This window comes from Micromonospora sp. NPDC049107, from assembly GCF_040648595.1.
Classification (GTDB): domain Bacteria; phylum Actinomycetota; class Actinomycetes; order Mycobacteriales; family Micromonosporaceae; genus Micromonospora.
The window spans coordinates 1-21275 of sequence record NZ_JBEZEC010000020.1 but is presented as its reverse complement, the minus strand read 5'-3'; the positions used below and the strand labels follow the sequence as shown (position 1 = coordinate 21275).

20 protein-coding genes and 1 riboswitch are annotated in these 21275 nt (G+C 71.8%); of the genes, 11 read left to right on the top strand and 9 right to left on the bottom strand.

The window, feature by feature from the left end; all coding sequences use genetic code 11:
- Positions 1-33: 33 nt before the first annotated feature.
- A complete protein-coding gene (paaB, locus tag AB0B55_RS32090; protein ID WP_266248073.1) occupies positions 34-321 on the bottom strand; it encodes a 1,2-phenylacetyl-CoA epoxidase subunit PaaB in 288 nt (95 codons plus the stop codon).
- Positions 318-1397 carry a 1,2-phenylacetyl-CoA epoxidase subunit PaaA gene (gene paaA, locus AB0B55_RS32085; RefSeq protein WP_357123485.1) on the bottom strand — a complete coding sequence of 360 codons (1080 nt, stop codon included), beginning with the start codon at positions 1395-1397 and terminating at the stop codon, positions 318-320. Before paaA ends, paaB begins: the two co-directional genes overlap by 4 nt.
- Positions 1398-1768: 371 nt before the next feature.
- Here paaA and AB0B55_RS32080 point away from each other — a divergent pair, with 371 nt between their 5' ends.
- Positions 1769-2758, top strand: a complete 990-nt coding sequence (locus tag AB0B55_RS32080; RefSeq protein WP_357175872.1) for a hypothetical protein — start codon at positions 1769-1771, stop codon at positions 2756-2758.
- Positions 2758-3720, top strand: a complete 963-nt coding sequence (locus tag AB0B55_RS32075) for a hypothetical protein (protein ID WP_357123479.1) — start codon at positions 2758-2760, stop codon at positions 3718-3720. Before AB0B55_RS32080 ends, AB0B55_RS32075 begins: the two co-directional genes overlap by 1 nt.
- 12 nt (positions 3721-3732) lie before the next feature.
- On the opposite strand, the gene AB0B55_RS32070 is transcribed toward AB0B55_RS32075, so the two are convergent.
- The 3 genes from AB0B55_RS32070 to AB0B55_RS32060 all read right to left on the bottom strand — a co-directional run bounded on the left by AB0B55_RS32070 (position 3733) and on the right by AB0B55_RS32060 (position 6655).
- Complete coding sequence (locus AB0B55_RS32070; protein WP_357175870.1) at positions 3733-4584, bottom strand: menaquinone biosynthesis protein; 852 nt, start codon at positions 4582-4584, stop codon at positions 3733-3735.
- A gap of 136 nt (positions 4585-4720) precedes the next feature.
- Positions 4721-6031 (bottom strand): MFS transporter, encoded by a 1311-nt coding sequence (locus tag AB0B55_RS32065; RefSeq protein WP_357175867.1) that lies wholly within the window; start codon positions 6029-6031, stop codon positions 4721-4723.
- A 42-nt stretch (positions 6032-6073) separates the two neighbouring features.
- Complete coding sequence (locus tag AB0B55_RS32060; protein WP_357175863.1) at positions 6074-6655, bottom strand: winged helix-turn-helix domain-containing protein; 582 nt, start codon at positions 6653-6655, stop codon at positions 6074-6076.
- Positions 6656-6892: 237 nt separating this feature from the next.
- On the opposite strand from AB0B55_RS32060, the gene AB0B55_RS32055 reads away from it, so the two are divergent.
- The 8 genes from AB0B55_RS32055 (at position 6893) to AB0B55_RS32020 (ending at position 14513) form a co-directional block, all read left to right on the top strand.
- Positions 6893-8143 carry a DUF222 domain-containing protein gene (locus AB0B55_RS32055; protein WP_357175860.1) on the top strand — a complete coding sequence of 417 codons (1251 nt, stop codon included), beginning with the start codon at positions 6893-6895 and terminating at the stop codon, positions 8141-8143.
- A 361-nt stretch (positions 8144-8504) separates the two neighbouring features.
- Positions 8505-10787: an AAA family ATPase gene (locus AB0B55_RS32050; protein WP_357175857.1), complete on the top strand. Its 2283-nt coding sequence runs from the start codon at positions 8505-8507 to the stop codon at positions 10785-10787.
- A gap of 234 nt (positions 10788-11021) precedes the next feature.
- Positions 11022-11375 carry a hypothetical protein gene (locus tag AB0B55_RS32045; protein ID WP_357175854.1) on the top strand — a complete coding sequence of 118 codons (354 nt, stop codon included), beginning with the start codon at positions 11022-11024 and terminating at the stop codon, positions 11373-11375.
- Complete coding sequence (locus AB0B55_RS32040; RefSeq protein ID WP_357175851.1) at positions 11372-11662, top strand: hypothetical protein; 291 nt, start codon at positions 11372-11374, stop codon at positions 11660-11662. The genes AB0B55_RS32045 and AB0B55_RS32040 overlap by 4 nt, the downstream gene beginning before the upstream one ends.
- On the top strand, positions 11659-11985 hold the full coding sequence (locus AB0B55_RS32035) for a transcriptional regulator (protein WP_357123458.1): 327 nt from the start codon (positions 11659-11661) through the stop codon (positions 11983-11985). Before AB0B55_RS32040 ends, AB0B55_RS32035 begins: the two co-directional genes overlap by 4 nt.
- Complete coding sequence (locus AB0B55_RS32030) at positions 11982-12905, top strand: ABC transporter ATP-binding protein (protein ID WP_357175848.1); 924 nt, start codon at positions 11982-11984, stop codon at positions 12903-12905. Before AB0B55_RS32035 ends, AB0B55_RS32030 begins: the two co-directional genes overlap by 4 nt.
- A gap of 11 nt (positions 12906-12916) precedes the next feature.
- A complete protein-coding gene (locus AB0B55_RS32025; protein ID WP_357123452.1) occupies positions 12917-13654 on the top strand; it encodes an ABC transporter permease in 738 nt (245 codons plus the stop codon).
- 94 nt (positions 13655-13748) lie between these two features.
- Positions 13749-14513: a VOC family protein gene (locus AB0B55_RS32020; protein ID WP_357175845.1), complete on the top strand. Its 765-nt coding sequence runs from the start codon at positions 13749-13751 to the stop codon at positions 14511-14513.
- Positions 14514-14535: 22 nt separating this feature from the next.
- Here AB0B55_RS32020 and AB0B55_RS32015 read toward each other — a convergent pair whose 3' ends face one another.
- The 4 genes from AB0B55_RS32015 to AB0B55_RS32000 all read right to left on the bottom strand — a co-directional run bounded on the left by AB0B55_RS32015 (position 14536) and on the right by AB0B55_RS32000 (position 19596).
- Complete coding sequence (locus AB0B55_RS32015; RefSeq protein WP_357123446.1) at positions 14536-15324, bottom strand: ABC transporter ATP-binding protein; 789 nt, start codon at positions 15322-15324, stop codon at positions 14536-14538.
- A complete protein-coding gene (locus AB0B55_RS32010) occupies positions 15321-16418 on the bottom strand; it encodes an iron ABC transporter permease (protein ID WP_357175843.1) in 1098 nt (365 codons plus the stop codon). Before AB0B55_RS32010 ends, AB0B55_RS32015 begins: the two co-directional genes overlap by 4 nt.
- 31 nt (positions 16419-16449) lie before the next feature.
- On the bottom strand, positions 16450-17379 hold the full coding sequence (locus AB0B55_RS32005) for an ABC transporter substrate-binding protein (RefSeq protein ID WP_357175840.1): 930 nt from the start codon (positions 17377-17379) through the stop codon (positions 16450-16452).
- A 110-nt stretch (positions 17380-17489) separates the two neighbouring features.
- A riboswitch (cobalamin riboswitch) is annotated at positions 17490-17553 on the bottom strand.
- A 165-nt stretch (positions 17554-17718) separates the two neighbouring features.
- The gene (locus AB0B55_RS32000) at positions 17719-19596 is read right to left on the bottom strand and encodes a M14 family zinc carboxypeptidase (RefSeq protein WP_357123437.1); all 1878 of its coding nucleotides are present in this window, start codon (positions 19594-19596) and stop codon (positions 17719-17721) included.
- A gap of 212 nt (positions 19597-19808) precedes the next feature.
- Here AB0B55_RS32000 and AB0B55_RS31995 point away from each other — a divergent pair, with 212 nt between their 5' ends.
- Positions 19809-21146, top strand: a complete 1338-nt coding sequence (locus AB0B55_RS31995) for a C39 family peptidase (RefSeq protein ID WP_357175837.1) — start codon at positions 19809-19811, stop codon at positions 21144-21146.
- Positions 21147-21275 lie beyond the last annotated feature (129 nt).

Sequence of the window (21275 nt, the reverse complement as noted above, 5' to 3'; positions counted from 1 at the left end):
TGCTGGGCTGGCTGGTTCGCTCGCTCCGCTGGCTCACAGGTGTGCCACCCCGTCCGGGACCTCGTAGAAGGTGGGGTGGCGGTAGACCTTGTCGGCGGCCGGGTCGAAGAAGGCGTCCTTCTCGTCCGGGCTGGACGCGGTGATCGCGCCCGCCGGCACCACCCAGATCGACACGCCCTCCTGGCGGCGGGTGTAGAGGTCACGGGCGTTGCGCAGGGCCAGCTCGGCGTCCGGGGCGTGCAGGCTGCCGACGTGGGTGTGCGACAGGCCCCGCCGTGCCCGGACGAAGACCTCCCACAGAGGCGAGTGTTCGTTGCTCACGCGGCCACCTTCTCCCTCGCGTCGGCCCGCTTGGCGGCGTACGCCGCGGCGGCCTCGCGTACCCATGCGCCGTCGGCGTGGGCCGCCCGACGGTGCGCCATCCGCTCCCGGTTGCACGGTCCGTTGCCCTTGATGACCCGCATCAGCTCGTCGTAGTCCGGCTGGCTGTAGTCGTACGCCTGCCGCTCCTCGTTCCAGCGCAGGTCGTCGTCGGGAATGCGGAGCCCGAGGACCTCGGCCTGCCCGACGCACATGTCGACGAAGCGTTGGCGCAGGTCGTCGTTCGAGAAGCGCTTGATCTTCCAGGCCATCGACTGGGCGGAGTGGGTGGAGTCGCCGTCCGGCGGACCGAACATGGCCAGCGACGGGTACCACCAGCGGTCGACCGCGTCCTGGGCCATGGCCTTCTGCGCCGGGGTGCCGTGCGCGAGGGTGTGCAGGATCTCGTACCCCTGGCGCTGGTGGAACGACTCCTCCTTGCAGACCCGGATCATCGCCCGGGCGTACGGCCCGTAGGAGCAGCGGCACAGGGGCACCTGGTTGACGATTGCCGCACCATCCACCAGCCAGCCGATCGCGCCCACGTCGGCCCAGGTCAGGGTGGGGTAGTTGAAGATCGAGCTGTACTTCTGCCGGCCGTCGAGCAGCAACCGGACCAGTTCGTCGCGGCTGATGCCGAGGGTCTCGGCGGCGGCGTAGAGGTAGAGGCCGTGGCCGGCCTCGTCCTGGACCTTGGCCAGCAGGATCGCCTTGCGCTTGAGCGAGGGCGCCCGACTGATCCAGTTGCCCTCGGGCTGCATGCCGATGATCTCGGAGTGGGCGTGCTGCGCGATCTGCCGGATCAGCGTCCGCCGGTACGCCTCGGGCATCCAGTCGCGCGGCTCGATCTTCTGCTCCGCGTCGACCACCTCGGTGAAGTAGGCCGCCAGATCCTCGTCCGGCGCCGGGCCGCCGCGCCGTTCACGAGCGGCGGCGGCGCGCAACTCGGCCTCGGCCGCTTCGACCTCGCCGAGCAGGCCCGCGCCGGGCGCGTCGTCCGGTGCGTCGCCGGGGGCGGAGAAGTCGTTGCCATACATGAGGACAAGTGTTACAGCTTGCGCCCGAATGCACTAGGGGGTGTAACAGGAAACCCGAGTGACGTTCCGTCACCGATGGGCAGATCTCCGCTACCCACCGCAACACCGGCGTTTATGACGTGGCTCACGGAAAGGAGGTCAAATCCCCCATAAGGCGCAAAGCGCCGGGATTTTCTCCCGATTTCGCACGTTGCCCGGTGTCGCCCTCTGGCGATCGGCCCGTCCAGACGTAGACTTCTGCCGGTCACACGATCGGCTGCCCCCACGCCGGCTTCACAGAGGCCACCTCCCCCGGCCTCGGCGCACGCACCGGTCGCCCCGGACAACGAAGCCGGTCCCCCCGGCCCTGACATCTGGAGCTCACCCAACTCATGCGATCTCGCGTGACCATGGTGTTCGCCGTCGTGGCGATAATTCTCGGTGGCGTCCTACTGGTCCCCACCGCGTACGCCCGACTGTCCAGCGACGTCGGCGAAGGCGGCGGTGGTGGCGGCGCCGCCACCAGCAGCGTCGCCGCGCCCGCGCCGGCCCCGCCACCACCTCCCACGCTGGCCGCGGGCCGCGTGTCGGTGGCGTTCAAGGGTGAATTCTTCTCGTGGGCGCTGCTCGACCGGAAGACCGGCAAGGTCTCCGGATCGTCGAACATGAGCGCGACCAGCTCCACCGAATCGATGATCAAGGCGTGGATCGTCTCCGACTACCTGCGCCAGCTCAAGGACAGGGAGCCGCCGGCCGGGCTGAAGCAGGCGGCCAGCCTCGCCATCATCGACAGCAACGACGCCGCGGCCAACAAGGTCTACGCCGCCGCGGGTGGGTCGTACAAGCCGTCGAAGAGCAGCATCCCGGACCCGGTGATCCAGCGGGCGATCAAGACCTGCGGCCTGACCGACACCAAGCGCGGCAACACCGAGCCCTACACCGGATACTGGAGCTTCACCCGGATGTCCCCGCGCGACGCCGTCCGGCTCGGCGACTGCATCGCCGACGGTAAGGCCGCCGGCCCGAAGTGGACAAAGTGGGTGCTGGACCAGATGGCCAAGGTCCGGGGCAGCACCGACGCCCAGCGGGCCAGTTCCGGTGGCGGCCGCTGGGGGATCATCGACGGTCTACCCAAGTCGATCACCGCGCAGGGGCCGGTCAGCATGAAGAACGGCTGGACACCGATTGCCTCCGACGGAAACTGGCACGTCAACTGCCTCGCGGTCAACGGGAAGTGGAGTCTCGCGGTGATGCTGCGCTACTCGATCAAGCTAGGGCTGGACTACGGCGCGAAGGTCTGCGCCAGCGTCACCACCCAACTGGTCACCCCGCAGCCCGGCGCCGCGCTCAAGGTGCCGCAGCAGCCGGTCGGGAAGCTCTGATGGCCGGGAACCGGCGGGCCGATCGACGCGGTGCGGGCGAAACCTCGCCGCTGCGCCTGATCGCCGTCGCGGTCATCCTCATCGGGCTGGTGCTGGTCTCGCTACGCCTGCTGCCCGGGTCGCCGTTCGAGTCGGCCGCCGCCGCCAAGTGGGGTGACTCCGAGGCGACGACCAGCGACCGGTCCACCAACGCGGCCACCGACCGCAGCGCCCGCCAGCCGGCCCCGCCGAGCCCCAGCCCCAGCCCTTCGCTGACGCCGCTGCCGTTCGAGGCCAAGAACCTCGACCTCGACATCGAGGGCTGGTACTCCTGGAGCGTCCTCGACCGCCGGACCGGGAAGATCATCGGTTCGAAGAACATGGGTGAGACCAGCACCACCGCCTCGCTGATCAAGTCCTGGATCGTCGCCGACTACCTGCGCCGCGCCGCCGAGGCCGGCCAGACGCCGAGCGACGCGAAGCTCGCCGACGCCACCCGCATCATCCGGGACAGCGACAACACGCGGGCCGAGCAGTTCTACAACTCGGTCGGCCGGGACGCCTCGATCCGGCGGCTGCTCTCCATGTGCAAGCTGACCGACAGCAGCGTCGCCCCGGACAAGGGCTGGTCCCGTACCGCGCTCTCCCCCCGCGACACCGCGCGACTGGGCAACTGCATCGCCACCGGCACCGCCGCCGGACCGAAGTGGACCAAGTGGCTGCTCAACGAGATGAAGCTGGTCCGGGGCGCCGGTGACTTCGGCATCCGCAAGGCGTTCCCGCCCGCGCAGCAGAAGCAGATCGCCATCAAGAACGGGTGGATCGACCGGACCGCCGAGCAGGAGATGCACATCAACTGCCTGGCCATCGGCGACACCTGGACGATGGGCGTGATGGTCCGCTACCCGATCAACATGGGCTACGAGTACGGCATGAAGAACTGCCAGAAGATCACCGAGGCGCTGCTGCGCCCCGGCGTCTGATCCGGCCGCCGGTCAGCCGGCGAAGAACTCGGGACCGCCGTCCGGCAGCGGGGGGACCTCGCCGAGCGCGGCGACCCGCCGGGCGAACTCGCGCAGCCCGGAGACCTGCCGCTCGCCGAGCGAGAAGTCCAGGGCCCGGAAGTACGTGGCCAGCGTCGCGGCGTCGAACGCCTCCCACCGCGCCGCCGCCTCGGCGACCTGGTCCAGCTCGGCGAGGCAGAGGTCACGCGAGCGCAGGAACGCCTCGTGCACCTCCTTGACCAGGCCCGGGTGCGCGGCCGCGAAGTCGCGGCGGACCGCCCAGACGGCGAAGACCATCGGCAGCCCGCTCCAGTCCCGCCAGGCCTGCCCCAGGTCGGTCACGGTGAGGCCCCGCAGCGGTGCCTCGTAGTACGCCCGCAGCGCCACGTCCCCGATCAGGACCCCGGCGTCGGCCTCCAGCAGCATCTGGGTCAGGTCCGGAGGACAGCGGAAGTACTCGGGCCGCACCCCGTACCGCTCGGTGAGCAGCAACTGCGCCAGCATCACCCCGGTCCGCGACGTCGAGCCGAGCGCCACGCGGGCGCCGTCCAGCTCGGCGAGCGGTCGGGCGGAGACCATGTTGACCGAGAGCACCGGCCCGTCGCTGCCGACCGCCAGGTCCGGCAGGAGGAGCAACTCGTCGGTGTGCTTCAGGTACTCCATCAGCGTGATCGGACCGATGTCGAGGTCGCCCGCCACCAGCGCCGCGCTCAGCCGGTCCGGGGAGTCCTTGTGCAGGTCGACGTCGAGCAGGCTGCCCGAGCGCATCAGGCCCCAGTAGATCGGCAGGCAGTTCAGGAACTGGATGTGCCCGACCCGCGGGCGTGCGACGCGCTCAACCATGACCCGACCGTATCCCCGGCCTCGGGATCCAGCCCGGCGGGCCGGCCCGGAGTGGCCAACCCCGCACCGGACCCACCCGATCGCGGGCCCTCCGACGACGTCACAGCCGGCCGCCCACGTTCGGTGGGATGCGCGTTCACCCGCCCCCCGGGTCTCGTCCAGCCACGTCTCCGTCGGGCCGGCGTGCCGCCCGCACGACGACCGGCACGAAGAGCAGCACCACCAGGAGCCCGGTCGCCCCCACCACCGCGATCAGTGGCCGAGGTGGGATTCGGGTGAGCAGGGCGCCACCGATCAGGTACCCACCCATTGAGCCACCCTGCACGGCCGCGCCGTAGGTGGCGTACGCCCGCGCGCGCATCCGCTCGGGCACCCGCCGAGCGGTGAGGAGGTTGGCGAAGACGTTCCCCGCGCCGTTGGCCGCGCCGCCCACCAGCCAAAGTGGCACCAGCAGGGCCGCAGCGGGCACCCTCGCGGCGAGCAGCACCATCAGACTGCACCCGGCCAGCGTGATCAGCACGCCGCGGACCAACGCACTGTCGTCCTCGATCCGGCGTACGAGCCGCGCCGCCAGCCAGCCGCCCGGCAACATTCCGGCCATCCAGGCGGCCCCGATGAGGCCGTACGTGGTGGCCGACCCACGCAGGGTCTCCCGGATGAAGAACACTTCGATCACGTTGATGCCACCGATCGCCGCGATCACCACGGCGGTACTGACCACCATGACGACCATCAGCGGGTCCCGGCGGAGCCGCCAGCCCTGCGCCGTACCGGCCGGCGTTTCGGGGCTACCGGCGTTCTGCTCGGCGCGGCTGGACTGCTCGGCGCGGCTGGACTGCTCGGCGCCGTCGGGATGGTGGCTCGCGGATCGCCAACCACCGCGCCGAGTTCGCAGCGCGAGGCCCGCGACCACGAGCGCGAGGTAGGTCGCGGCGTCGATCAGCAGTGGTACGCGGGTGCCGAACTGCCCCACCAGCAGGCCGGCAAGCACCGGACCGCCGAGCGCGCCGAGGGAGACGGCGGTCTGGCTGATCGCGCTCGCACGCGGCAGGTCGGCCGGGCGGACCATCGCCGGGAGCAGCGCCGCCAAGCAGGGCTGGGTGACCGCGAGACCGCAGGCGAGCAGCGCCACGAGGGCCACGACGAGGACTGGGTCGTCGGCGACGGCGAGCAGCAGGCAGATCACGGTCTGCGCCAGCCCGGTCGTCACCAACACGGTACGGCTGTCCACCCGATCGGCAAGCCGTCCGGCGAGCGGGGCCAGCACCACCAGGGGAAGGGTGGCCGCGAGCAGCAGTCCCGAGACGGCGAGCCCTCCGGCACCGGCTCCCTGCAGGGCCAGCGCGAGCGCGGTGGCGGCGAGGAAGTCCCCGCAGATCGTGGTGCCGCGAGCTGCGGCGGCGATCCAGACGTCCGTCCAACGCGACGTGTCACTTGTGAAGGACATACTTCGAAAATAATCCTTCACAAGTGACCGACACAACCCCTTCTACGCCAGCGGCACCGCCCGATACTGGACCGTGACGGAACGTGCACCCGTCGGCGCGTCGGTACGACGTCGAGGGTGATACGGCCTCAGCAGCGCCAGGACCGCCTCATTCAGGGCGGCCAACTCGTCCGCGGTGAGCAGCAGCAGGGTGTCGTGGAACAGCGCCACGTCGTACCACTCGGCGGGCTCATCCCCCGCCCGCCGCAACCAGTCCCGAGTCCGTTCCATGGCACGGGCGGCGTGCGCCTCCACGAGCGCCTGCTCAGCCGCACGCCCCTCGGGACCGGCCTCGCGGCCCGCGTCGACCATCCAACTGATGCCCGGCGTACGCCACACCCGCTCCCGCGCGTCCCCCCGGCTGGGCGCCTGCTCAACCAGGCCGAACTTCGCCAGCGCCCGCAGGTGGTAGCTGGTGGCGCTCGGCGACAACCCAGCGATTTCGGCGCATTCGGTGGCGGTGCCGCCGCCCTCGCGGCTGCTCAGGTACTCGATGATCGCGATCCGGGCCGGATGCGCCAACGCCCGCATCACCTGCGGATCGCTGATCGTCTTCCGACGCGACTCGGGACTGGCCTCGGTCATGCCCCCATGATCCCGGCCACCCGCCCGACCCGCCATCAACCCCGCGCGCCGCCCCCGCGGCACGCGCCGTCGAACCGTGGAAGCGCTGAAGGGTTGGCACCCCCGCCCCCTGGCACAGGGGCGTCGTGGTCACGCGACGCAGGCCCGCGTGGCGGAGGTGCGGCGCCGCCGAAAAGGTTGACCACAGGGCGGCCCTTCGGGAGGAAAAATGTCGTACACCTGTTCTAGGGTCAGTCCATGTTGGGGGCGTTGGCGCAGGCGGGTGGCGGTGTCGACGCCTGCGCCGACACCGCGCCGTGGGCCCTTCCCGACGACGAACTGCTCGCGGCGCTGGACGCGTCGCACGCCTTGGCGCAGCGCCTGGCAACCATCCAGCTCGCTCTCGTGCGCGAGCTCGACGGCCGTGGTCTCGCGGTCGCCCAGGGCGCATCGTCCACCGCCGTCTGGTTACGGGAGCGGCTGCGGCTGTCCGGGCGGTCGGCCCGCCAGTTGGTCCAGCTCGCCGCCACCATGGACGCGTCGCCGCCGACGGTCCGTGCCGCTCTCCTGGACGGCCGCCTCACTGTGGAGCAGGGCAAGGTGGTGGCGGAGACGATCGCGGATCTCCCCGTCGAGGCCGGCCCGGAGGTGGCAGAGAAGGCCACCGAGTTACTGATCGCCTGGGCCGACCGCTTCGATCCGACCACCCTGAGTCGCCTCGGCGAACGCGTCCTCGCGCACGTCGCGCCCGACCTGGCCGACGAGGCCGAGCTGGCGGCCCTCGAGCGGGCCGCCGAGCGGGCCGAGGCTCGCCGGCACGTCACCCTCTCCGAGCCGAAGGACGGGCAGGTACGCCTCACCGGCAACCTCGACACCGAGACCGCGAGCCTGCTGCGGCAGGCCATCGATCCGCTCTGCGCCCCGGCCGGCGAGCACGACGACCGCAGTCCGGGCCAACGCAGGGCCGACGCACTCGGCGAGATCTGCCGGCTGGCACTGCGCACCGGCCACCTGCCCGACAACGGTGGAGACCGGCCGCAACTGGTTGTCACCATGTCGCTCGACGCGCTGGTCAACGAGCTCGGCGCGGGCACCCTGGACACCGGAGCGCGTCTCACGCCGGGCGCGGTCCGCCGCCTGGCCTGCGATGCCGCCGTGCTGCCGGCGGTCATGAACGGCAACAGCCAGATTCTGGACGTCGGGCGTCAGCGCCGGCTCTTCACCGGTCCGCTGCGGCGCGCGCTGGTGCTCCGCGACGGCGGCTGTGCCTTTCCCGGCTGCGACCGGCCATCCCGTTGGTGCGACGGCCACCATGTGCGCCACTGGGCCGACGGCGGCGCCACGACACTGGGCAACGCGGTCCTGCTCTGCGGGCATCATCACCGAATCCTGCACCGGGGCGACTGGGTCGTCCGCGTCGCATCGGACGGCCAGCCCGAATTCCTCCCACCCGCCTGGCTGGACCCGCTGCGCTCCCCACGCCGCAACCTCTACCACCGGCGCTGCTGAGCACAAGTGGTTCATCCCGCCACACGTCACGGCACCCACAGCAAGACGTGCTCGTCCTTCGTGAGCACGTCTTGGGGGAACGCCACGACAAGGCGACGCTCCCGCTCGCAGCTCGGCCCCGACAGGCGGCCCGCTGTCGCGCGGGCTCGGGCGTAGCTATCACTCAAGTCCACGACGCGCCGACTCGTCCGGGTGGTTGGCTCGGTAATTCGGTGGAAGGGGCGGCCGGGAAGGCGTAGGGTTGCAGCCCGCTTGACGGCCGAGGTGAGCTGCACCGGAACGGACGTCGTCGCGCCGGGAGGTCGGCCATCCGTCCCCGGAAACGCGAGCGAGCAGCAGATGTGAACGATGGGACGTCAGCATGCCCGCACCTGACCTCGACACGGATCTCGACACGGATCTCGCGTCCGAACGCACTCACCTGGCCAGCTCCCGCGCGGCCCTGCGCCGGATGCGGGAGCGGGCCGAAGCCCTCTTCTCGACCGGTGACCAGGTCGCCGGCGACGCCTACGCGGCGGAGACCCTCGGCCGCACACTCGCCCGCCGGGTCGCCGAACTGGCCGACGACCCCACCACGCCGCTGTTCTTCGGCCGCCTCGAATTCGGCGGACAAGCACCAGACGAGGACACCGCAACCGGCCTGACGCCGGCAACCAGCAACAGCCCGACCACCAGCATCCCGGCCAGCGGCAGCGGCAGCAGCACAAGCAGGAGTGCCGGCAGCCTAGGCGGCGGCAGCGGGAGCAGCGGCAGCGGGAGCAGCGCCAGCGGCAGCGGCAGCGGCAGCGGCAGCGGCAGCGGCAGCGGCAGCGGCAGCGGCAGCGGCGAGCATGCTGGTCGGCGGTACCACGTGGGGCGGCGGCATGTCACCGATGAGCTTGGCGAGCCGCTGGTGCTGGACTGGCGGGCGCCGGTCTCCCGCTCGTTCTACCGGGCCAGCGCTCGTGACCCGCAGGGTGTCGCGGTGCGGCGGCGGTTCGGGTTCAGCAACGGGGTGTTGACCAGTTTCGAGGACGAGCGGCTGGACCGCGGCGAGGAGCTGGGCACGGCCAGCCGGATCCTCACGGCCGAAATCGAGCGACCACGCGTGGGGCCGATGCGCGACATCGTCGCCACCATCCAGCCGGAGCAGGACGAGCTGGTCCGGGCCGACCTGGCCGACTCGATCTGTGTGCAGGGGGCACCGGGTACCGGGAAGACGGCCGTCGGCCTGCACCGGGCCGCGTACCTGCTCTACCTGCACCGGGAGCGGTTGCGTCGGGCGGGGGTGCTGATCGTGGGGCCGAACCGGGCGTTCCTGTCGTACATCGCGGCGGTGCTGCCGGCCCTCGGCGAGGTCGAGGTCGAGCAGGCCACCGTGGAGGAGCTGATCTCGCGGGTTCCGGTGCGGGCGGTGGAGACGCCGGCCGCCGCCGCGCTGAAGCACGACGCGCGGATGGCGACCGTGCTGCGCAGGGCGGTGCAGGCCCAGATCGGTACGCCTACCGACTCGATCACCGTCTCCGACGGCTCGTTCCGGTGGCGGATCGGGCTGGAGCCGCTGCACCGGATCGTCGAGGAGACCCGACGGGAAGGGCTGCCGTACGGCACCGGTCGGGAGCGGGTCCGGGCGCGGGTGGTGAGTCTGCTGCAGCGGCAGGCCGAGTCGCGGCGGGCCGAGTCGCCCGGCGACGCGTGGCTGCGCCGGATGGGCCGGTGTCGGCCGGTGGTGGACTTCCTGGACGCGGTCTGGCCGGCACTCACCCCGGAAGGGCTGGTGCACGGCCTGCTCGCCGACCCGGCCCGCCTCGCCGCCGCCGCGGACGGGCTGCTCAACGACGCCGAGCAGGAGTTGCTGGTGTGGGCGAAGCCGCCGCGTACCCCGAAGGCCACCCGCTGGACCGCCGCGGACGCCGTGCTCGTCGACGAGGCGGCCGGGCTGTTGGAGCGACCTTCCGGGTTCGGGCACGTGGTGGTGGACGAGGCGCAGGACCTGTCCCCCATGCAGTGTCGGGCCATCGCCCGCCGGAGTGAACACGGTTCGATCACGCTCCTCGGTGACCTCGCTCAGGGCACCGCGCCGTGGGCGGCGACCGACTGGCGGGAGTCCCTGACACACCTGGGCAAGCCGGACGCCGTGGTGGTCCCGCTGACGGTCGGCTTCCGGGTGCCCGCCGCGGTGGTGGCCTTCGCCAACCTGCTGCTGCCGGCGCTCGCGGTGGACGTACCCCCGGCAGAGTCGCTGCGTCACGACGGCGGCCTGGAGGTGCGTACCGTGGCCGACCTGACCGCCGCGACGGTGGCCGAGGTGCGCGCGGCGCTCGCGCACGACGGGTCGGTGGGCGTGATCGCCGCGGACGACGCGGTCGACGGGCTGCGCGCGGCGCTGGCCGCCGACGGCGTCACCACCGCGAGCGCCGACGACGTCACGGCCGCCCAGCGGGTCACGGTGGTGCCCGCGACGCTGGTCAAGGGCCTGGAGTACGACCACGTGGTGGTGGTCGAGCCGGCCGCGATCGTCGCGGCCGAGCCGCGCGGGCTGCACCGGCTGTACGTGGTGCTCACCCGCGCGGTGTCCCGGTTGTCGGTGCTGCACACCGAACCGCTGCCCGCGCCGTTGCTGACCGCGCCGCAGGCCGCGCCGCTGGCACCGGTGCCGCTGTAGGTCGCCGCCCGCAGATCCCCTGAACGTCGACCGCGTCCTGGGGCACGGCCGACTCCTGCCGCAGATGCCCGTACGTCGACCGCGTCCTGGGGCACGGCCGACACCTGTCGCACGTACCCGGGCGTCGGGCACGTCCTGAGGCACGGTCGGCGGGCAAGTGCGCGGCGTCTCTGTCGGCAACCGGGCAGTCGCGCGGGGCACACAGGTTCAACTTTGCATCGTAAAGTAGTTTGCATGGGGCCCGACGACGACGACCTTCCACCCTCCGACGCCGCCACCGCTCTCCGGCTGATCGACGACCAGCGCGCCGCCACCGTGCGCCGCCTACAGCCCGACGCCCGGCTGCTCTACTGGCCGTGGGGCGTGGCCTGGCTGATCGGTTTCGGGCTGTTCTTCCTGCGCTTCTCCCCGGGTGGTCGGGTGCTGGTCGCGCTGCCCGACTGGCTGCCCCTGACCGTGCTCTTCGCCCTGCTGATCGTCGCCGGGGCGATCCAGACGGTGGCGGGCGCGCGGGCGTACGGGCAGGTGACCGGCGACTCGGCGGTGCGGGTCGCTGGTACGGGTGCGCCTGGGCGCTGGGCACGGTGAGCGTCTACGCGGCGGTGGGCCGGGTGTCCGAGCACCTGCCGCACGACCTGGCGGGCCTGCTCTGGTCGGCCGCTGCGGTGGGCCTCACCGGCGCGCTGCACATGGCCGGCGGCGCGATCTGGCTGGACCGGGACCTGTTCCGTCTCGGCGTCTGGGTCAGCGTCATCAACGTGGTCGGCGCGATCGCCGGGCCGGGTTGGCACGCGCTGGTCATCTCGGTGGCCGGCGGCGTCGGCATCCTGGTCGCCGGCGCAATCGCCCGACTGCGCCAGCAAGGGCGCTCGTGACCGACCTCGATCCGGTCATCCACGCCCAGGCACGGCTGCGGGTGGTCGCCGCGCTCTCCACGCTCGGCGACGGCGACCGAATCACGTTTCCCCGGCTCCAGGAACTGCTCGCGATGACCGCCGGCAACCTCTCCGTCCACCTCCGCAAGCTGGAGGACGCCGGCTACGTCGAGATCAGCAAGACCCACCGTGGACGTACGCCGGCCACTCTGATCCGGCTCAGCCGGCGCGGTCGGCTGGCGTTCGAGGAGTACACCGAAGCGATCCGGAGCCTGCTCGACCCCTCCCCTCCGGACTCCACAGCGTCGAAGGAGCAGTCATGACCCTCGCCCGCGCCGACCAGGTCAGCCGCCGGTACGGCGACGTCCTCGCCCTCGACCGCGTCGACCTGGAGGTCCGGGCCGGCGAACTGGTCGGCCTGCTCGGCCCGAACGGCGCCGGCAAGAGCACCCTGATGAACCTGCTGGTCGGTCTGCGCCGACCCACCTCCGGGCGGGTCGAGTTGAACGGCCGCGACCCGCGCGACCCGGAGGCGCGGCGGCAGATCGGCGTCACCCCGCAGGAGACCGGCCTCCCGGGCACGCTGCGGGTCGGCGAGGTCGTCGACTTCGTCTCCGCCCACTACCCCGACCCGGTGCCCCGAGGCGAACTGCTCGACCGTTTCGGCCTGGGCGACCTCACCCGGCGGCAGACCGGCGGACTGTCCGGCGGCCAGCGTCGCCGGCTGGCCGTGGCGCTGGCCTTCGTCGGCCGGCCCCGACTCGTCCTGCTCGACGAGCCGACCACCGGCCTGGACGTCACCGCCCGGCACACCCTGTGGGACGCGATCCGGGCCTTCCACGACGACGGCGGGACGGTGCTGTTGAGCAGCCACTACCTGGAGGAGGTGGAGGCGCTCGCCCGCCGTGTGGTGGTGATCGGGCAGGGCCGGGTGCTCGCCGACGACACCGTGGACGCCGTACGCGGCATCGTCGGCGTACGCCGGGTCAGCCTGGTCACCGACGAGGTGCCCGACCTGCCCGGCGTCGTCCGCGCCGAACGGGTCGACGGACGCCTGCACCTGCTCACCACCGACTCCGACGAGTTGGTCCGGGCGCTGGTCCGCTCCCAGGCCGCCTTCACCGACCTGGAGGTCCGGCCCACGTCGTTGGAGGAGGCGTTCCTCGCCCTCACCGGCGGGACCGACACGCCGTCGCAGGCCCCACCCGCTGCCGCCGCCAGCGGCCAACCCACCGCCGTCTGAGGAGGCGCACCGTGCAGCTCGCCCTGGTCCACGCCCGCTACCAGCTTCTGGAGATCATCCGGATTCCGGTGGCCGTCTTCGGCAGCGCCTTCTTCCCCGCCGCCGCGATGATCTTCTTCGTGGTGCCGTTCACCGGCGACGATCCGGTCGGCGCCACCTTCGCCACCGCGTCGATGATCACCTTCTCGGTGATGAGCGCCAACATCTTCCAGTACGGCGTCGGCGTCGCCGAGGACCGCGACCAGCCGTGGAGTCCGTACACCCGGACCCTGCCGGCCGGACCGGCGCCCCGGTTCGCGGGCCGGGTGCTGGCCGGCCTCGCGTTGACGTACCTGTCGCTGATCCCGGTCGTGGTGATCGGCGCGACGCTCACCCCGGCCCGGGTCACCGCGACGGCGTTCCTGCTTACCGCCGTCATCGTGGCCGTCATCTCGGTGCCGTTCACGCTGATGGGCCTCGCCATCGGCTACTCGCTGCCCAGCAAGGCGGCGATCGTGGTGGCGCAGGTCGTCTTCCTGCCGCTCGCGTTCGGCGGCGGGCTGCTCTCCGCGCCGGGCGACGCGCCCGGCTTCATCGAGACGATCGCGCCGTTCCTGCCCACCCGGGGCGCGGCCGAACTGATGTGGTGGGCGGTCGGCGACTATCCCGTCCAGCCACTCGCGATGATCATGCTCGCCGTCTGGATCGTGCTCCTCGCCTCGCTCGCCGCGTGGGCGTACCGACGGGACGAGGGTCGCCGGTTCAGCTGACGATTCGTCCGTTTCCGCCCCGTGCCCCAGCGGGACGGTGCCAGGATTCCCGCAGGGGGCCCGCCCGTGGCCGCCCGCCGAGAGGGGTCTTGACGTGAGCACCGTCCCGCCGGGCACGCCGTGCTGGGCCGACCTGGCGACCCCGGACCTGACCGACGCACGGCGCTTCTACCCCGAACTGTTCGGCTGGACCGGACGGGTGACCCCGGAGCCCGAGGCGGGTGGCTACACCGTCTTCCTGCTCGACGGCAGGCCGGTGGCCGGTGTCGGACCGCCCGCCATCGAGGACCAGGTGCCGATCTGGTCGACGTACATCGCCACCGACGACGCGGAACTGGCCGCCGGACGGGTCGAACGGGCCGGCGGGCAGGTCGTCGTACCGCCGTTCGAGGTCTTCGACCGGGGCTGGATGGCCGTGTTCTCCGACCCGGCGGGCGCGACGTTCAGCGTCTGGCAGCCGCTGGCGATGCCCGGGGCCGAGGTGTTCAACGTGCCCGGCGCGATGAGCTGGAACGAACTGGTCACGCCCGACCCGGAGGGCGCGAAGGTCTTCTACGAGCTGGTGTTCGGCTGGCAGCCGGACGAACAACCGGTCGGCGGCATGACGTACACGGGGTGGCGGCTCGGGGCGCGGATCGTCGCCGGGATGATGCCGCCGCTGGGCGACGGCTACCCGGCCGACCTGCCCGCGTACTGGACGGTGTACTTCGCGGTGACCGACGCGGACGCCGCCGCCGCGCGCGCCGCCGAACTGGGCGGGACCATCCTGGTGCCACCGCGGGACATCCCGACCGGCCGGTTCGCCGCCCTGCGCGACCCCCAGGGCGCCCTCTTCTCGGTCATCGACCTGGGCCCCTGACCCGGGAGCCCTGCCGCCCGGGTCACGAACCGGGACGGACGGGGACCACCAGGGGGCCGTTGGTGCCGGGGAGCACCCGGACGCTCGCCCGGTAGTGAGTCGCGAGGAGGTGTTCGGTCAGCACCTCGTGCGGCGTACCGGTCGCCACCACCCGCCCCTCGGCGAGCATGACCATCCGGTCGGCGTACTCGCCCGCGAGGGAGAGGTCGTGCATGGTGGCGAGCACCGTCAGGCCGTGTGCCCGGCGCAACTGGTCGACCAGTTCCAGGACCTCCTGCTGATGGCCGATGTCCAACGCGCTGGTCGGCTCGTCGAGCAGCAGCAGCGTCGCGCCCTGGGCGAGCGCGCGGGCCAGGAAGACCCGCTGTCGCTCTCCCCCGGACAGGGTGGCCAGTTCGCGGCGGTGGAAGCCGCCGAGGTCCAGGCGGTCCAGCACGTCGTGGACGGCGGTCACGTCGGCGGCCGACTCCCGACCGAGCGGCGGGATGTACGGGGTACGCCCGAGCAGCACGTAGTCCAGGACCGACATGCCGGGCGGCACCGCCGGGGACTGCGTCACCGTCGCCACCACCCGGGCGCGTTCACGGCGGTGCAGCGCGCCGCTCGGCGTACCGAAGAGCGAGATGGCGTCCGGCGCGGGCAGCAGGCCGCCGACGGCGCGCAACAGGGTCGACTTGCCGGCGCCGTTCGGGCCGATCACGGTGACCCACTCGCCGACGGCGACGGTGAGGTCGACGCCGGTGAGGATCGGCGTGCCGTCCAGGCTGACGTGCAGCTCGCGGACCTCGACGGCCGGCGCACCCGGAGTCACGTGAGAACCCGGCGGGCGGTCCGCAGCACGAGGACGAAGAACGGGCCGCCGAGCAGGGCGGTGACCACGCCGATCGGTATTTCGGCCGGGGCGGCGGCGGTACGGGCGACCACGTCGGTCAGGGCCAGGAACGCGGCGCCGAACAGCAGCGACAGTGGCAGGATCACCCGGTAGCTCGACCCGGCGAGCAGCCGGACGGTGTGCGGCACGATGATGCCGACGAAGCCGATCAGGCCGGTCGCCGAGACCGCCGCGGCGGTGCCCAGGGACGCGGCGGCGATCAGCAGGTACCGGGAGCGCTGCGGGTGCAGGCCGAGGCTCGTCGCCTCGTCGTCGCCGAGCGCGAGGACGTCCAGCTCACGACGGTGCAGCAGCACCACGACCGTAGTCACGGCCGCGTACGGCAGCACGAGCAGCACATCGTGCCAGCCGGCGGTCGCCAGCCGGCCGAGCAGCCAGGAGTAGACCGGTTGGATGCTGTCGGCGTGGCGCTGGAGCAGATACGTCTGCCCGGCGGAAAGGAACGCCGAGACCGCCACCCCGGCCAGGATCAGCATGGCCGGGGACCGGCTCCGCCCGCCGGCCGCGCCGAGCAGGTAGGTCATCGTGACGGCGAGCAGCGAACCGACGAACGCGGCCAGCGGGATGGTCAACGGCAGCCCGGAGATCGCGCCCTGCCGACCGACGCCGCCGAGGGCGATCACCGCGGTGACCGCGAGGCCCGCGCCGGCGGCCACTCCGAGCAGGTACGGGTCGGCCAGCGGGTTGCGGAAGACGCCCTGGTAGCAGCCACCGGCGAGGGCGAGCAGACCGCCGACGAGCAGACCCAGCACGACCCGGGGCAGCCGCAGTTCGGTGACGATGGCGATTTCCCGCTCGTTCAGTCCACTGTCGAGGTGCACCCCGGGGATCAGGTTGAGCAGCTCGATGGCGACGCTGCCCGGTGGCAGGCTGACCGGTCCGAGCGACACCCCGGCGACGAGCGCGACGAGCACCGCGAGGACACCGATGACCAGCCAGCGCGCACGCAGCCCGGCGGGCCGGGACGCGCGAGGCGTACCGGCCCGCCGGGTGGCGGGTGCTCCAGAGGTCATCTGCGACGTTCCGGTCACGGACCGACCACGGTCACGCGGGCACCTTGGCGACCGCGTCGATGATCGTCCGGAGCAGGTCGACGACGCGCGGGCCCCAGCGGGAGGCGATGTCGTCGTCCAACGTGACGACCTGGTTGTTCTTGACGGCGGTGAGCCCGGCCCAGCCGCTGCGGGCCTTCACCGAGTCGGCGTTCTGCTGGCAGCACTTCGAGTCGGCCAGGAAGACGAAGTCCGGGTCGGCCTTGACGATGACCTCCTGCGACAGCTGCGGGTAGCCGCCGTTCTTGCCGTCGGCGTCGGCCGGGTCGGCGATGTTGGTCAGGCCGACGAGGCTGTAGATCGAGCCGATGAAGGTCTTGCTGGTCGCGCTGTACAGCTCCGGGCCCAGCTCGTGGTAGTAGGTGAGCTTCTCGGTGCGCTGGGGCAGGTCCTTGACCAGCTTGGCGATGTCGTCCTTCATCCGCTTGGCGACGTCGGCGGCCTGGTCGGCGTGCCCGGTCAGGGTGCCCAGGTCGGTGATCTGCTGGTACGAGTCGTCAAGCGTGGTCGCCGCCGGGGTCAGGTACACCGGGATCTTCAGCTTGCTGAGCTGGTCGACGATCTTGTTGGTGTCGTTGGAGAGCACCACCAGATCGGGGTTCTTGCCGGCGATCGCCTCGGCGTTCGGCTGGAAGCCGGACAGGTCGCTCTTGGGCGCCTCAGCCGGGTAGTTGGACTGGTCGTCGACGGCGCTCACCTGCGGGCCGGCGCCGATCGCGAAGAGCATCTCGGTGGCGCTGGGCGAGAGCGACACGATCTTCTCGGGACGCTTGTCGAGCGTGAGCGAGCCGACCGTCACCGGGTAGCTGGCGGCCGCGGTGCCGGCCGCCGGCTTGTCGTCGGTCTTCTCCGCGCACGCGCCGAGGGCGAGCGCGGCGACCGCGAGGGTCGCGGCGAAGAGCCGAGGGGTACGTCTGAACATGGGGCCTCCTGTCGGTCGAGGAGTGTGGTGCTTCGCCGACAGGACTTCGGTACGCCCGCCCACGAGGCGCCCTTCCTCGAGAGCGCGTGTCGCGACCCCTCCGCAGGCGACCTGGCTCGTCCCCGCCGTCGGCGGGGCATCACAGTTGCGGGACAGCGCCGGTTTCACACCGGCTTCGCTGCGGATTGGTCGCTAAGACGGTAGCGCACCGCCGGGACGTGCCGGATCGATCAACGACCGATCGACGTACGACGATCAGGCGTGGGGCCTTTGTCCAGGATCGGGAGGCTCGGAAGCGGGTGGTGGGGCCCCGCAGGGGCGGTACGGGGCCCCACCCGCTCAGGAGGCCGTGATGGTGACGTTGTCCACAGCCGCCTCCACCAGGCTCGCGCCGGACGCGTCCGCCGCCTCGACGAGGATGCGGACGGACTGCCCGGCGTACGGGCTCAGGTTGAGGCTCGCCACCGCCCAGCTCCCGTTCCGGTTGCTGGCCGCGCCGGTCTGGGTGAGCAGGGCGGTGGTGCCGCCGCTGTGCACGACGCTCACCCGCAGGTAGTCGGCCGACGAGGCGTTCGAGCCGTGCGCCAGGTACCAGGCCAGCGAGAGGGTCAGCGTGCCGGACGACGGCAGGGTCACCGCCGGCGACCGGGCGCTCGTCACACCGCCGTCGACGTCGTAGTCACCGGCCGCCGAACCGGCGAGCCGGCCGGTGACCAGGTCGTTCGAGCCGGCGTACGGGGTGAGCTGCTTCGCGCCGGAGGAGGTGGTCGCCTGGGCGGCGCCCACCTCGAACGCTCCGAGGGTCGCGGTGTCGGTGCCGGACGGGTTGATCGTCCAGCCGGTGGCGGTCTCGAAGGTGTCCGACCAGACCGTGGTGCCCCCACCGCCACCGCAGTACTGCGACTGCTTGCCGATGGCCCGGTACGGGCAGTCGGCGTACTCGCTGAGCATGAGTACGGCCTCGCGGTTACGGGTGGTCTGTGCGGGGATCACCTCGTCGGGCGGGTAGAAGCCGCCACCGCCGGAGGAGCCCGGGTACATCTCGAAGGTGTACGCCCAGATGCCGTGGGTGGCCCACATCCAGTCGATGCTGGTGCCGTCGGCGATGTACAGGTCGCTGGACTGCTCCGGCGTGTAGCTGTTGGTGGCCGCCATCTGCTGACCGATGGTGGCGAAGGTGTTGTACTGGTCCGCGCTCATCCCGGTGGCGGTGTTCGCCGTGGTGTAGCCGTACGGCCAGAGCACCAGTTGCGAGTACGTGTGGAAGTCGATGTTCGCCTTGATCTGCTGGACGCCACCGACGACGCGGCTGTTCACGAAGTTGCGCAGCGCCTGCGTCTCCGGCGCGGAGAACGCCGACGGGCCGCGGTACGTCTCCGACGAGGTGGTGCCGGACGACCCGCCGCAGCAGCCCCACTGGTAGGACCAGTTGCGGTTCAGGTCGGTGCCGACGTTTGACGAGCCGCTGTTCGGCTGACGGTTCTTGCGCCAGGACCGGTACGACCCGGTGGCGATGTCGTACTCGCTGCCGTCCGGGTTGACGGTCGGCACGATCCAGATCTCCCGGCTGTTGACGATGTTGGTGATCCGGGAGTCGCTGCCGTAGCTGTCGGTGAAGAGGTTGAGCAGGTAGATCGCCATCTCGACGGTCAGGTGCTCACGGGCGTGCTGCTGGGCGTTGAACAGGATCTCCGGCTCGTTCTCGTCGGTGCCGACGTTGTCGGAGATCTTCACGGCCATCAGGTCGCGGCCCTCGTACGACGTACCAATGCTGATCTTGCGGGCGATGGCCGGGTGGTCGGCGACGGCCTGGTTCACGACGGCGGTCAGTTCCGCGTAGTCGTGGTAGTTGGAGTCGGCGGGCGGGAACGCCAGCGTGCCCACCTCGCCCGCGCCGCGTTCGGCGCTCGGTGGCGGGGCGAGCGGTTCCAGCCGGAAGCCGAGCTTGCCGATCGCGGCGGCCTCGGCGGCGGTGGCCGAGACGTGCAGGACGCCGTGCTCGGAGTAGTCGATGGCGGCCCCGGTGCGGGCCACCGCGTTGCGGTCGGCGAGGGTCCGGGGCCCGAGGACCCGGTAACCGGCGGCGGCCGACTCGGCGGTGCGGTCCGGCGTCGGCTTGGCGGCGACCGGTCCGGCGGCGACGGTGACGATTCCCAGTCCGGTGACGACGGCGAGCACCAGGACGCGGCGGAGAGAGTGAGGTGGGCGGAGGGCCATGGACTACCTCCTCAAAGGGCGGAAGATCCCGCTCGGTGATGCACACTTCACCATCAGTCACATGGTCATATCAATATCGATCGCCGCGAAATCCATCCCAGGTTGACCATCGCTGCGGCAATGATTTTCTGCCGCTGAACATCTGGCGAAACTTCCTTCCAAGCGGAAAACTGACCAGCGACGATGCCCCCACTCGACACCGCGGAGCACCCATGGCCCCCTCCCGCCTGCACGCGGCCGCCCTCGCCGGCGTCAGCGCGCTCACCCTGCTCGCCACCGCGGCCCCCGCCGCGGCGGCCCGGCCACCCGCACCCGCCCACGACGAACAGATCACCTTCCAGGACTGGTCCGGGCCCGCCGACTGGCACCGTGGCAGCCAGGCCGGCACCCGCGTCGTGCCCGGCCCGCGCTCCGGCGTCACCCTGGCCCGCCCCACCGGCACCACCGAGTACGCCGACCCGCACACCGGCGTCACCCGCACCTGGGAGTACGGCACCTGGACCTCGCCCGTGACCCGGATCGGCTTCGACGCCACCGAACTGATCGCCTCCTGGAACGCCGAGACCCCCACCGGCACCTGGATCCAGGTGGAGATGCAGGGCGGTTACACCAACGGCGACCAGACCCCCTGGTACGTCCTGGGCCGCTGGGCCTCCGGCGACACCGACATCAAGCGGACCAGCCTCGACGGGCAGGGCGATCCCTGGTCGACGGTCTGGACCGACACGTTCAGCATCGACGACGCCGACGCCGCGGTGCTGCTGCGGTCGTACCAGCTGCGGCTGACCCTCTACCGGACCCCCGGGCAGACCGCCGCCCCGGTGGTACGGATGCTCGGCGCGATGAGCTCCGCCGTGCCGGACCGGTTCACCGTCCCGCCGAGCGCCGGGCACATCGCCTGGGGCGTCGAGCTGCCGGTGCCCCGCTACTCGCAGAACGTCCACAAGGGGCACTACCCCGAGTACGACGGCGGCGGCGAGGCGTGGTGCTCACCCACCTCCACGGAGATGGTCGTCGAGTACTGGGGTCGCAAGCCCTCGACGGCCGACACGTCCTGGGTGGACCCGACCTACCCGGACCCGACCGTCAACCACGCCGCCCGGATGACCTTCGACTACGCGTACGACGGCGCGGGCAACTGGCCGTTCAACACCGCGTACGCGGCCAGCTTCCCCGGCCTTGAGGGGCGGGTCACCCGGCTGCACTCCCTGGACGAGCTGGAGCGTTTCATCGCCGCCGGCATCCCCGTGGTGACCAGCCAGTCCTTCCTCGCCAGTGAGCTGGACGGGGCGAACTACGGCACCTCGGGGCACCTCTTCGTGGTGGTCGGCTTCACCGCCGACGGTGACGTGATCGTCAACGACCCGGCCTCGTCCAGCAACGACGTCGTCCGCAACGTCTACAAGCGCACCCAGTTCGAGCAGATCTGGCTGCGTACCAAGCGCACCAACGCCAGCGGCGGAGTCTCCGGCGGCTCCGGCGGCGTCGCCTACCTCATCAAGCCCGAGTCCAAGCCCTGGCCCAAGGCCCCCGCCTCCACCAACTGGTAACCCCCCAGCCCCCGCCCCCGCCCGCCGGCGGCCCCCCCCCCCCCCCCACCCCCCCCCCCCCCCCCCCCCCCCCCGCCCCCCCGGGGGGGCGGGGGGGGCGGCGGCGCAGGACGGCATCGACGACGACAA